This window comes from uncultured Eudoraea sp. (genome assembly GCF_947260015.1).
Taxonomy (GTDB): domain Bacteria; phylum Bacteroidota; class Bacteroidia; order Flavobacteriales; family Flavobacteriaceae; genus Eudoraea.
On the sequence record NZ_CAMYOM010000016.1, the window covers coordinates 41223 to 54522 of the forward strand.

Genomic DNA, 13300 nt, shown 5'->3' on the forward strand with positions numbered 1-13300 from the left:
GCTTCACATTACATATTAAGCCATTTTTTAAAATCAGCTACTCGATTTTTGCTTATGATAATTGCATTATCAAAATCCTGATTCAACTTAATTTTTAACTGATTATTCCCGTACTTAAAAATTTCATCAATTCCCTTCACAGATATGATACATTGTCTGTTGGCACGAAAAAAGAGCATCGGATCAAGGCTACTGTAAAGTTCATCCAGACTGGAATTGCTGGAGTACTTTTGACCATCTAAACAACTAATTGACGTCAAAGAATGTTCGGTTGTGATAAAGGCAATTTCATCTACTCTTATTGATATTAGTTTATCTTTAGAATAAGTTAAAAGGCGGTTTTTAATTCTTACTGTATTATCTACTTCATCCTGTTTTTCACTTTCGTCTTCAATTCTTCTGCTGATCTCACTTTTATACTGATTTAAATTTGAATTTAACTTAGATAGATTAATTACCTCTTCAGCTAGTTTTTCATTTTTTAATTCCAGAGTTTTTTCATAATAACTACCTAAAAAACGAACTGTTAAAAGCGAAAGCAAGACTATTGATGCACTGGCAAGCAGATATACTAAAAGAAAATTAAATTTAAGATGATTGATTTGTTTTTCAATTTTTTCAATATTGGCATGGGCAGCAATTATCCAATCCGAATTTCTTACCGGGTACAGGTAAATAACCTCCGAACTTCTCGATTCATTTGAAAAATCCCGAATCCCACCTTGCTGCTTTTTGTTTGTTAGAAGATCATAGAAATCTTCAGAATTTATTTCACTATCAATTGGTCTGACGTAGGATTCATCCGGATTTGTCTGCTTACCTATTTTCTGCGGGTCCGGATGGCAAATTTCAACCCCGGACCAATCGAACATACACACAAACCCTGTTTCAATATTGGTGCCTTCAATACTCCTTTGGATATATTGGACAACAATTTCCCGATCTATACCGCTTTCTAATTGTGAAGCTACGAGCTCTGCAAATTCACGGGCTTCACGCTTACTGGATTCGATCTGGATCTCCAAAAACTGATTGGTACTTGCCTTCACCATATAAGCCATGCTCAAATAGCCAATTATAAAGACAATGACCGAAATTGCCAGTAATGTAAACAGATATAGATTGTCTTTTTTCAAAAGGGGGACTAATTTTTAAGGTTATATTTTCGGCTTTAAGTCTAATTTTTTCCCATTCACCAAGTTTTATTTGAAGTGAAGGTAAGACGAGACTTAAATTAACATAAATTAAATACACTGCAAATTATGAAAAAGATATTTTTATTACTATGCGCAATTGTTACTATGCTATTTGGCTGCAGTAGTGACGATGGTGGCAACGCTCCCGTTCTAATTGATGACGAACCACAACAGATGGATGACCAGGTGGATGATCCTCCACCACCAGTGGAAAATACGGTAAAACTTGCCGATAACACCACATTTGGTAGTATTATTACCGATTCAGCAGGGCTTTCACTTTACTTTTTTTCTCTGGACACTAAAGATACCTCAGAATGTTTATCCGTGTGCCTGGATACCTGGCCGGTATTCTATGAAGCAGATATAATGGTAGATACAGGATTGAATGCCTCTGATTTTGCTACAATTGACAGGAGTGATGGCACAAAACAAACGACCTATAAGGGATGGCCTCTCTATTATTTTGCCAATGACAGTGCTGCTGGAGACACTAACGGAGATGGGGTGAATAATGTCTGGTATGTATCCAAACCAGACCTATCCCTGATGTATGTAACTGCACAATTAGTTGGTCATGATGACAAAAACTACTTGAGTGATTATACCGAAGGTGAAGGAGCAACCTTTTATATTGTTGATATTGATGGGCGAACTTTATATATCTTTATAAATGACACAAACAATACAAATAATTATACACAATCAGATTTTTCAAATAATGCCGTATGGCCAATAGCTGAAATTGCCCTGGATAAATTACCCAGTATTTTAGATAACGATGATTTTGGATCTATTGATGTATTTGGCAGAACACAGCTCACCTATAAAGGTTGGCCTTTATATTATTTTGGACAAGATGTTGTTCGTGGGGACAATAAAGGTATTAGTTTTCCGGCTCCTGGTGTTTGGCCTATTGCCAATATAGATCTGGCCGTAGCACCTTAAGAGTATTTATTGGTTTGTACTAAGTAAACTATGAGAAACAAAAAATTAATTGTTACAGGGTTTATTCTCACACTCCTGGTTTGGTCCTGTGAATATAACGTCGAGGATGAAAATCTTATGACGAGCCAATGTGAGGAAGAGGTTTCTTATAGTACAACTATAAGACCACTAATTAACTCCAGATGTATGCCCTGTCATAACGGCGATGGAAGTGAACCTTTTGCACCAGATTTAACTACCTATAATGGTGTAGCTGGTATAGCGTCTTTAGTCAAAGAAGTCACCGAAACGGGTAGAATGCCAAAAAATGGTACTCTTACTGACCAGGAGATTGAAGACATTGGATGCTGGGTTGACGCAGGAGCACCGGAAAATTAGAAATTGGAATAGATGAAGAGCAATCAATTTAGATGGATTCTCAGCTTTTTATTAATTGTGGTAATTAGCCTGACTATTATGGTAACTTATTACAATAAACCGCATATTAATGTCAGGGAAACAAAGGTGGATTATACATTGAGTACGATTAATCTGATTGAAGAATATCAGCAGGATGAGGGTGCTACGGATAAAAAATATTCTGAACACGTGCTTCAGCTAGAGGGCAAAATTTTTGAGATTTCAGCACAGCAGGGTAACAGCGTTATAACACTCAAAGACAAAGGCTCTGAATCAAGTGTTATTTGCCAAATGATGGCAGAAGAGAATAAGAAAATGTTAAAACTAAAAAAGGGGGACAATATAAGTATTAAAGGGGTTTGCACAGGATATTTACTGGATGTTATTATGGTAAGATGTATCTTAGTTGAATAGGAATATGAAAGGATTTTATATCATAGTTATCAGTTTATTGCTTATAAACCAGGTAACTGCCCAGGAAAAATATCTGACTAAAGAAGGGTATATCTCTTTTTTTTCGCATTCTATTGTAGAAGATATTAAGGCAGATAATAACCAGGTTTTAAGCGTAGTGGATACCAGTAGCGGAGAAATTGCCATTCAGTTATTAATGCGCTCATTTATGTTTAAAAAAGCATTAATGCAGGAACACTTTAATGAAAATTATGTAGAGTCATATAAATACCCGAAAGCAAGTTTTACAGGACATATTTTAAACTTCGAGGATCTGGATGAACTCAATGGTATAACTGAAATTACCGGCACACTTACGGTACATGGAAGGGAAAAAGAAATTAGCACGAAAGTCCTGGTAGAAATGAAGAATAACGAATTAATACTTAGTGGAAATTTTAAGGTAGATGTTGCAGATTTTGACATAAAAATACCAGCTATAGTTGAAAACAATATTGCTAAAACGATAAAAGTAAGTTTTGAATTGCGTCATAATCCCTATAATTAGAATCATGAAAAAAGTTTTCTTTTTCCATCTAATATGCTTGATGTGTGTAAGCGGATTTTCTCAGGATCTGGAAGCCATTCTGGAAATGGAATCTTCTGATACCACACTTGTAGTACCTGGTACTTTTAATGGTACCCGACTATTGAATGGACAATCGGTAGAAACCCGTAAACAGGGTATTCTGGAATTTTTAATATCACACCGTTTTGGTCGGATAAATACCGGATTTGAAGAATTTTTTGGACTGGATAATTCTAATATTCGTTTTGGGCTGGAATATGCGTTTACAGACAGGTTTACACTCGCAGTTGGGAGAAGTTCCTTCGAAAAAACCTATGATGCATATGCCAAATACAGATTATTACAACAAAAAACAGGGGCAAAGCCATTTCCACTTGGACTCACGCTTTTCGTAAGTGCCACGGACAGAACGATTAAAGATTACGAGCCAAATGAGAAGCCATCTTTCAATGAACGCTTAGCCTTTAGTAGTCAATTATTATTATCAAGAAAATTCAGCCCAAGTTTTTCATTGCAACTTTCACCCACCTATATACATTTTAATACTGTTCCGACTTCAGCAGACCCTCATGACCAAATAGCCCTGGGTATTGGTGCACGGGTTAAGATTAGTAAGCGGGTGTCTATCAACGGTGAATATTATTACAATACAAATCCATTTCAATCTATTGATGTAAAAAATTCCATTGCATTTGGTGTGGATATCGAAACTGGAGGTCATATTTTTCAACTCATAATTACCAATGCTGTTTCCATGATAAACAAAGGATTCATTTCAGAAACAACGGGTGATTTTTTTAGCGGAGATATTCATTTTGGATTCAATATCTCCAGAGCTTTTCAAATCAAAAAAAAGAACCGCTTATAATTTTAGATAAACAAATTTGTTAGTTGTTAGCTTACCCTTCTCTTGGGTTTAAAGAGAGAAATTGCTATGAAAATCAAGGGCTCTTCTGTAACGGAAGGGCCTTTGTTATTTGAAGACGGCCGTTTACATATTAAGTAAAACCCTTTGACCATTAAAATTTAACAGGCTATAAAAACAATAATAAATCTAATTTTCAGGCATCCGATCTCGGCTGGTTTCAGCTATGCCAAACGGTTCCGAAGTGATGAACAGAATAAATCAGATAACCTTTATGGATATGTTACCTGGACACGTATCCCAGGCATTGGAGGCAGATTATCACTATCCTATAACAGAAATGAATCTAACTATCTGTTAAGCAATATTGGCTCGATAAGATATTCAAGGGATATTGTTAAATACAAGTTATATGCCGACTTTTATTATAGATTTGTAGATTATAATTATTACAGTATGATAGACACATACCTGCAACATTATATAGGCACAAATCTATCCTATAACATCAGCAGGAATTTGTTATTCAGTATTTCAGGTGAGATGGCCATTACTGAAATTGAAACTAATTATAGAATATACGCAAGAATAGTTCAACGATTTAATAGCAAACAAAAAAACAGGCGATGACACAAAAATTCAACTCTTACTTTTTCATCATACCCCTATTAGCATGTACTATGGCCTGCAATAATGGTCCCAAGGTAATCACACCAACTTCCAATAGTGGTAATACTGAAAACGAAGGTATTTTTGCACCTGACCCCGAAACGCGTGTAATTCCAAACCCAACAGCCGAGGTTAGCAATGAGTTGCATAAAGTTGTGGTAGAAGAAGTACTTCCCACTGCCAGATATGTCTATCTCAGGGTTAAAGAAGGGGAAGAAGAATTTTGGATTGCTACCAGAAAAGCGGAAATAAATAAAGGCAAGGTATATTTTTACAGAGGTGGTCTGCTTAAAACTAATTTTGAGAGTAAAGAGTACAACCGAACTTTCGACGAGATTTATCTTATTTCAAATCTTGTTTCAGAAGATCATTCCAAACATATAACTGCTTCTGCTAATTCCGGCAGTAATGCCAAAAAAGAAATAGTGGTCAAAGAGGACATCCCTACCCATACCGAAAAAACTGTTGTTCACAAGGGAACAATTAAAATTTCAGATCTGGTAAGTGATCCGAAGAAGTATGAGGGCCATACCGTTCAACTTAGTGGTAAATGTGTGAAAGTCAACCCCAATATTATGGATCGCAATTGGATTCATCTTCAGGATGGCAGTAAAGACGATTTTGATATGGTTATTACCACAAATACATTTGTACCAGAGGGTAAACAAATAACAATCCGCGCGGTAGTAAGTCTAAATCGCGATTTCGGTGCAGGTTACAAATACGACCTGATACTTGAAAATGGCACCCTTGTGCAGTAATTATGTGGTCCTAAGAAATAATAGAATACTTTCTCTTTTTAAAATAGGCCAGCATACTAATAATAATTATTGATATAACTACCATATAAACCCAACTTGGTACGGGTACAGGATCTCCGGTAGCATAGGAATGCAAACCTGAGAGGTAATAGTTTACGCCATAATAAGTCATGATTACTGACGCTAATCCAAATATGGTAGCAATATTATAAGCAAAAAGCCCGGTTAATTTGGGAATCAACCGCATATGTAGAGTAAAAGCATAGACCAGTATAGTAACCAGTGCCCAGGTTTCTTTAGCATCCCAGCCCCAGTAACGTCCCCAGGATTCATTAGCCCATATACCACCCAGGTAAGTGCCAACACTTACCATAAACAAACCTCCAATTAAGGTTAATTCACTGATATATGACATTTCCTGAACAATTCTTTTTATACGTGTTTTGTTAGATTCCGTAAGGAAAATCATTAGAATAAGATTAATAAGTCCAATAATTGCCCCTAACATTAAAAATCCATAACTGCCTGCTATCAGAGATACATGAATGGTGAGCCAGTAAGATTTTAGAACCGGAACCAATGGAGTAATCTCTGGGTCAAGGAAACTTAATGTTGAAACAAAAAGAATTGTGGCTGCCAAAACCATGGTTGCGGCGAGTCCGCCAAAAGATTTTCTTGTAAACAGTATCCCAGCCAAAGTTGAGGTCCACGCAATATAGATCATAGATTCATACCCGTTGCTCCAGGGTGCCCTGCCGGAAACATACCAACGTAATCCAAGTCCTATGGTGTGCAATACGAAACCGAAAACTATTAATGAAAATAACACCAGATATACCTTTTTCAGATTTGCGTTGGGCTTGAAAACCGAGTAAAATAAAAAGAACAATAAAGCTATACCCAGGAATATATAAAATATTGCCAACCGGGTAAAGACATTAAGCCGATTTAATAATATTTCAGCATTGATCTTTGATTCTGAAGGCATTATGGAACCTCCGTTTTCAATTTGGTATGTTTTTAGTTCTTCTACAAGCCCATCTGCGTGCAAGTAATTCCCCGTATTGATTGCCTCCTTCAGGCTGTTTGTATAGCTGTTAAAGAAATTCTCTGCTATCTCTGAGTGGTTATGACCATCATTCTCGGCATGGGCATGCCCGCTGTTTGCCACCCAGGTATTATTTGGGTCGTTAGGCGTAGGAATTATTTTGAGTAATGTACCCGAGAAGATCATGCTCAAAATATTCACTCTCTCGTCAATTTTTATCAATTCTTTTTCAAAGACACCTCTGTCTATAGGTTCAAGGCCATATAGTCTTCTTACCTCTTCCTGGAGTATATATTTGCCATCGGTTGAGAAAAAATCGGCATAGGAAGCGTAGTCTCCCGGAACACCAAGTTTTTCATGAATATCCTCATGCTTTCCTAACTTAATAACTCCGGCGGCATACCATTCCTTTTTATTAACAAACATGCTAAGTAATATCTGGTCTGCCGTTAAGCCAAATAAACTTTCCTTACGGGCCAATTTTCGCATCAATTCCCTTGAAAGGGTGTGCATTGGTTTCATTCGCCCCTTAAAATCCTGCACAACCAGCTTACTGAATTTATCCGCATGATCAACATTAACAGCGTACTCCACATAAGGACCAATTGGGGTAGACTGAGCCGTAAGAGTATAGCCTGATACCAGGAAAAAGACAATAACGGTCATCCCTTTCGAACGTAAATTTTTAATTTTTTGGGTGAGTTGGTGAAATCTTGTTTTTTTGCTAAACAAGGTAAGTAGCATACCTAAAGTGAGCAGGGCGTATCCAATATATGAAATTAAGGTGCCCCAAAAATCACTGTTAACACTTAAATAAGTACCTCTCTCATCCCTGTCAAACGAGGACTGAAAAAACCGATATCCCTTATAATTCAGGATATTATTCATATAGATGCGATAATCCAATTTTACATTTTCCTGTTCGTCTATAAGGGTAACTTCACTTGCATAAGAAGAGGCACTATTGGTGCCCGGGTATTTGTCAAGAATAAATTTGTTCAATTTTATATAAAAAGGGACTTTAATTTCTTTTGCACCATAAGAAATGGAAGCATTCAGATTATCAAAAGTCAGTAATTCGGGCCGACCTTCATTTCCCCGGCTACTAAACACATAGGTTTCCTTTGATTCTCCGTTAACTGAGACCTCCATTAAAAGTGCGGTTAGGCTTTCATTTTTAACTTTAGGGTCTGCAGACTCAATTAGTACCGACCCTTTTTTATTATAGTCGGTAAAAACCACACTATTCGCCCCATCTGTATATAAAGCCCTTAATTTTAGCGGGGAATCTGTATCCGATGGGTAAATAGTATCCTTTTCCTGGGTAGTCATTACAGTCTGCGTAAGTAATTTGCTGCTTGTAAACACCAGAGTTTCATTTCGAATTGCAATATTAAAAGCATCGGGAAATGGGGTGTCTTTAAAATTATAAATCACATTACCTATGCGTTTGGTTTCGCCCATGCTTAAATAATACTCTTCCCGCCCATTAAGACCTCCAATTACAAGTTGCAAAGTTGGAATGCCATCTATAGACTCTGATAAATTCTTTTTTGGATTAGGAATAAAATCCTTAACTCTTATATTGATCAAATCTGAGCCAATGAGGTAAGATTCTTCCCATTTATTATTGCCAAGTGAGGCAAACAAAACCGGCTCATTAAAATCATAGGTCTGATCATTAGCATTGACCTTAAACTTGAGAAAGGTATTGGAAGAGATAAAACTATTTGCACTGTCGTTTTCCCGGATGTGCATAATACCTTCAAAACCAAAATATCTTGTAATACCTGCACCTATAATAATGATTACAATAGCCGAATGAAACAAGAGCAATGGCCATTTCTTTTGTTGTATCATCCGGAATTTAATGATATTCACTATTATGGTAATGCTAAAAAGAATCAGCAAGAGCTCAAACCACCAAGCCTTATAAATCACTTTTTGTGCCGCCGAGGTGCCGAAATCATTTTCAATAAAGGTAGCTGTTCCAATTGCCCCTGCAAATAGCAGAAAATACAGTCCGGCAGCTCTTGTATTGAAGAAAGGTGATAATATTTTAAAGACTTGGGAGAAAAATAATTTCATGTTCATTCAATGAGATATTTTTCAAAGTTAGCAGTTTTCCATTAACATCAAACGAAAGGTTTTTTTATACAGTATACGAAAAGGGTTATAAATGAATTAGTCTAAAATTTTAAATTCGTAAATCACAATATTGACCTGTTAAACCCAATTTAATTATCTGATGCAATTCATCTTTATTCCATAGGGTCACAACAAAACCATCATTGAAATTCGGCTTTTTAATGGCCTATAAAGCAACCTAGTTTTTATTTGGACAAGTACTTATCCCGAAAGGGGCATACAGGGGACAAAAACTAACAAAACTAGTCAGGATAAATACACCTGCCAGCACCAATAAAACTATACCCCATATTCCTGTTACAGTACCTGTAAAGTAGAGTACAATGAAAATTGCCGCTAAAATAAACCGAGTAATGCGATCTGTTGAACCCATATTCTTTTTCATAGTATTTAATTTTAGTTAAATATAAAGTCCAGGAAGAAAACCAGCCCTGTTATTAAGCCCAAACAAATGGTACAAGCCTGTATTAGCTTTATTGCCTTTTTACTCATAGTACATAATAAACATCACAGGGGATGCTAAATATATAAAATATAAAGTAAAAATTCTTTAACCGAATTTATTTAATTAATAAATAAGAAGTCATCAAACATTAAAAGGCTATCTGCTATATTTGTTCAAAACCCGTATCCAGGATATTATGACCCAAAAACAACATTGGGCTGTTTTTATAGATAATCAATCTAATAAGCAGGGCTTAATTCAGCAGTTGATGGCTGAAGATAAACCGCCACAAGAATTAGAGTTCTTAAAAGGATTGAAAGGGGCATTATTCTCTAAACTGGCGCTCGACAATTTTATTGAAGAAGAAGTAAGACACGACCAAAAGTTCCTTACACCTTCAACTTCCCAAAGCCTTCAATCTATGAGCAGTGGGGAACGTAAAAAGGCCCTTTTAAATTATCTTTTGGAAAGAAAACCAAACTTCCTGATCCTGGACAATCCGTTTGATAATCTGGATCAGGATTCGCTAAAAAAGATTAAAGTAGTATTGGCAAACATATCAAACCATATTGTTATTATTCAACTTATCAGCAGGTCGGCTGATCTGCTGCCTTTTGTTACAAATTATTCACGTTTGGACTTAAGTGATTTCGTGCTTATCAATGACTTATCACTAATAGAGCACAAAATAAGTAAGGTTTTTTATAGAGATGTTCCTAAAGCGTTGAAACTCTTTAATTATTCTCATGAGCATTTAATTAGAATTAAAGATGTTTCTGTAAAATATGAAGAGAAACCAATTCTCAAAAATATTAACTGGAACATCCGAACCGGAGAATTTTGGGAGTTGGCTGGTAAAAATGGGAGTGGCAAAACAACTCTCCTTTCGATGATTACAGGTGATAATCCGAAAGCCTACGGGCAGGATATATTCCTCTTTGGTACAAGGAAAGGGAGCGGGGAAAGTGTTTGGGATATCAAAAAAAATATAGGCTACTTTACCCCTGCCATGGTAGACCGGTTCAGGGGCTATCACAGCCTGGAAAATATGCTTATTTCGGGTCTTTTAGACTCAATTGGACTCTATATAAAACCTAGTCAGGGACAGCTAAGGGTAGCCAGGGAATGGTTGGCTTTATTAAATATGGAAGACAAAAAAGACTGTTATTTTCACGACCTAAGTCTAGGCCAACAACGACTTATCATGTGTGTGAGGGCAATGATTAAACATCCTCTTCTTTTAATATTGGATGAACCTACTGCCGGCTTAGATGATGCAAGCGCGGCTCTTGTGGTTGCCCTTGTTAATAAAATAGCGGAAGAAAGCCAGACAACAATAGTTTTTGTATCGCATAGGAAGGAACCTCAATTAACACCTCATTACGTTTATCAATTGGAATTGACACCAGAAGGATCAGTAGGTAAAGTGTTGGATAAGTAAAAATGAAGTAACCGAGTTACAAATAAGACATTCAGTCGTTTTAAATGTGTATAAACTCAACAAGAAAAAGTAAAACTATAATATGAATTATTGTGTGGTTAAATCGAAAGTTACTGTTTTAATTATTTTTCTATCAGTATCATTAAATGCTCAATTTCTGAAAGGGGAGTTAAGCGAGGGAAGTCCAATTTCTGCCGAAATACTACCAACAGAAACTCATCAATATAAGGTGGTGATGGCTAGGGATCAGTTTGCCTTTTTTAAGTTGATGCAAAAGGGTGTTGATCTAAAAATAACTACCTATGATGTAAGAGGCAATAAAATTAAAGACTTTGATAGTCCCAATGGTAAAAACGGGTATGAATACATAACATTAACTTCCACCATTGATGGTGAATATGTTGTGGAAGTTTATCCGCTGGATGAGAATCAGCCTATTGGTAAATATGAAATATCCCTTGAAAAAATAAAACCCAGGGCGCTTACTTTAAATGGACAGGTTGATGAATTGTTTACAGTCTGGGACAACAAGGAAACACCTGGAGCAGCGGTTGCCGTAGTCAAAAACGGTGCAATTGTTTATAAAAAAGGGTACGGGATATCAAATTTGGAATATGATATACAAATAGTTCCTTCAACTATATTTCATATTGCCTCTGTTTCCAAGCAGTTTACGGTTTTCTCCATATTATTATTAGAAAGTGAAGGAAAATTGACACTCGATGACGATATAAGAAAGTATATCCCGGAAGTACCGGATTTTGGTAAGACCATTACGCTACGGCATTTAGCAAGTCACACCAGCGGTTTAAGGGATCAATGGAATTTATTAGCTATGGCGGGTTGGCGGCTTGACGATGTTATTACAAAGGAACATGTACTTAAATTAATAAGTAAACAACAGGCACTTAATTTTGATCCCGGAGAAGAATATTTGTATTGCAATACCGGTTTTACCCTATTGGCTGAAGTGGTTGCACGGGTGTCCGGAATTTCCTATGCAACATTTACAGAGGAGCGTATTTTTAAACCTTTAAATATGATTAATACATTGTTTTACGATGATCATGAAAAAATTGTAAAAAACAGGGCGTATTCCTATTATTCAGACAGCGCCGGCTATAAAAAAAGTGTGTTGAGCTATGCTATTGTGGGAGCAACTAGTCTATTCACTACTGTTGAAGATCTAAGTCTGTGGGCGCTAAATTTTTCATCGCCAAAAATAGGGAGTCCTGAATTGTTTATGGAAATGAATACTCCTGTCGTTCTTAATAATGGTAAGACAATTGGAGGAGCACTTGGACAATTTGTAGGAAAGTATAAAGGATTGAATGAGATCCAACATGGAGGGGCAGATGCAGGGTACAGGTCATACCTGACTCGTTTTCCTGATCAAAATTTCTCAGTGGTAGTATTTAGTAATAATGCTTCTTTTGAATCAGGAACAATGGCGCATGCAATAACAGACATTTATCTGAAAGACCTATTAAAAACAATGCCGAAGAATGATGTGGCAGCCCAAGATACAGGAAAGGATAAAATTACCATAGATCAAAAGACTATAAAATCCTATATGGGTGACTATGAATTGCAACCAGGATTTATTATAAGTGTCACAGAAGACAGTGGTCAATTATTAGCGCAGGCAACCGGGCAACAAAAAGTAACCTTAATCGCTTTATCCCAGACAAAGTTTAAAATTGCAGAAGCGGAAGCTGAAATTACGTTTATTCCCGCTGTGGATGAAAAAGTTGAGAGTTTTAAGTTGGAACAGGGAGGCCAGATCATGAATGCCCTAAGAATCATTGCATTTGATAAAACGTCAGTTGATTTGTCAAAATTTACCGGGAGATTTTACAGTGAGGAACTATCCACAGAATACGAATTCGTGATAGAAGGTAATAAATTAATTGCCAGACATAACAGGCATAGCGACATCGCATTGGACCCTATTAAAAAAGATATGTTTTCCGGGAGTGAATGGTTCTTTAACAGGATTGAATTTATTAGGGATGCAGATGATAAAATAAGCGGCTGTAAAGTATCATCAGGAAGGGTTAGAAATCTGCTATTTCTTAAGGAAAAGTGAAAAAACGATCCCTGGATTTAAAATTATTGACTTATATACTTAATTTAATGGATATTAACTTATCTTTGCGGCTAATTTAATATATAATCATGAGTAACGGTACAGTAAAATTTTTCAACAACGCCAAAGGATTTGGTTTTATCACTCCGGATGAAGGAGACAGGACGTATTTGTCCACGCAAGTGGATTAACCGAAGAAATTTCAGAGGGAGATAAAGTTAGCTACGATCTAGAAGAAAGCCCTAAAGGTTTAAACGCAGTAAATGTTGAGGTAGTTTAATCCTTAAGATTTAACGAATTTATTTTAAA

Annotated in this window: 12 protein-coding genes and 1 pseudogene; 10 read left to right on the plus strand and 3 right to left on the minus strand. The window is 36.3% G+C overall.

All coding sequences use genetic code 11. From position 1 onward, the window contains the following. Nucleotides 1-8: 8 nt before the first annotated feature. Nucleotides 9-1136 carry a LytTR family transcriptional regulator DNA-binding domain-containing protein gene (locus tag Q0X66_RS08770; protein ID WP_297705429.1) on the minus strand — a complete coding sequence of 376 codons (1128 nt, stop codon included), beginning with the start codon at nucleotides 1134-1136 and terminating at the stop codon, nucleotides 9-11. A gap of 126 nt (nucleotides 1137-1262) precedes the next feature. Here Q0X66_RS08770 and Q0X66_RS08775 point away from each other — a divergent pair, with 126 nt between their 5' ends. The 7 genes from Q0X66_RS08775 to Q0X66_RS08805 all read left to right on the plus strand — a co-directional run bounded on the left by Q0X66_RS08775 (nucleotide 1263) and on the right by Q0X66_RS08805 (nucleotide 5820). Beyond that, a complete protein-coding gene (locus Q0X66_RS08775) occupies nucleotides 1263-2144 on the plus strand; it encodes a hypothetical protein (protein ID WP_297705431.1) in 882 nt (293 codons plus the stop codon). Nucleotides 2145-2174: 30 nt separating this feature from the next. Next, nucleotides 2175-2522: a cytochrome c gene (locus Q0X66_RS08780; RefSeq protein WP_297705433.1), complete on the plus strand. Its 348-nt coding sequence runs from the start codon at nucleotides 2175-2177 to the stop codon at nucleotides 2520-2522. 12 nt (nucleotides 2523-2534) lie between these two features. Then, the gene (locus Q0X66_RS08785) at nucleotides 2535-2957 is read left to right on the plus strand and encodes a hypothetical protein (RefSeq protein ID WP_297705435.1); all 423 of its coding nucleotides are present in this window, start codon (nucleotides 2535-2537) and stop codon (nucleotides 2955-2957) included. A 4-nt stretch (nucleotides 2958-2961) separates the two neighbouring features. Then, the gene (locus Q0X66_RS08790; RefSeq protein WP_297705437.1) at nucleotides 2962-3504 is read left to right on the plus strand and encodes a YceI family protein; all 543 of its coding nucleotides are present in this window, start codon (nucleotides 2962-2964) and stop codon (nucleotides 3502-3504) included. Nucleotides 3505-3508: 4 nt separating this feature from the next. Next, the gene (locus Q0X66_RS08795; protein ID WP_297705439.1) at nucleotides 3509-4393 is read left to right on the plus strand and encodes a DUF5777 family beta-barrel protein; all 885 of its coding nucleotides are present in this window, start codon (nucleotides 3509-3511) and stop codon (nucleotides 4391-4393) included. Between the two features lie 453 nt (nucleotides 4394-4846). Beyond that, nucleotides 4847-5020: a hypothetical protein gene (locus Q0X66_RS08800; protein WP_297705441.1), complete on the plus strand. Its 174-nt coding sequence runs from the start codon at nucleotides 4847-4849 to the stop codon at nucleotides 5018-5020. Further along, entirely contained in the window at nucleotides 5017-5820 is an 804-nt protein-coding gene (locus tag Q0X66_RS08805; RefSeq protein ID WP_297705443.1) for a hypothetical protein, read from the plus strand. The genes Q0X66_RS08800 and Q0X66_RS08805 overlap by 4 nt, the downstream gene beginning before the upstream one ends. A 10-nt stretch (nucleotides 5821-5830) precedes the next feature. Here Q0X66_RS08805 and ccsA read toward each other — a convergent pair whose 3' ends face one another. Both ccsA and Q0X66_RS08815 read right to left on the minus strand, forming a co-directional pair. Beyond that, on the minus strand, nucleotides 5831-8962 hold the full coding sequence (gene ccsA, locus Q0X66_RS08810) for a cytochrome c biogenesis protein CcsA (protein WP_297705445.1): 3132 nt from the start codon (nucleotides 8960-8962) through the stop codon (nucleotides 5831-5833). Nucleotides 8963-9194: 232 nt separating this feature from the next. Beyond that, entirely contained in the window at nucleotides 9195-9401 is a 207-nt protein-coding gene (locus Q0X66_RS08815) for a DUF2892 domain-containing protein (protein WP_297705447.1), read from the minus strand. Between the two features lie 256 nt (nucleotides 9402-9657). Here Q0X66_RS08815 and Q0X66_RS08820 point away from each other — a divergent pair, with 256 nt between their 5' ends. The 3 genes and pseudogenes from Q0X66_RS08820 to Q0X66_RS08830 all read left to right on the plus strand — a co-directional run bounded on the left by Q0X66_RS08820 (nucleotide 9658) and on the right by Q0X66_RS08830 (nucleotide 13271). Next, nucleotides 9658-10902, plus strand: coding sequence for an ATP-binding cassette domain-containing protein (locus tag Q0X66_RS08820; RefSeq protein WP_297705449.1), 1245 nt, complete (start codon nucleotides 9658-9660; stop codon nucleotides 10900-10902). An 82-nt stretch (nucleotides 10903-10984) separates the two neighbouring features. Continuing rightward, nucleotides 10985-12991: a serine hydrolase gene (locus Q0X66_RS08825; protein WP_297705451.1), complete on the plus strand. Its 2007-nt coding sequence runs from the start codon at nucleotides 10985-10987 to the stop codon at nucleotides 12989-12991. Between the two features lie 89 nt (nucleotides 12992-13080). Next, nucleotides 13081-13271: pseudogene (locus Q0X66_RS08830) on the plus strand (cold-shock protein). The last annotated feature ends 29 nt before the right edge of the window (nucleotides 13272-13300 follow it).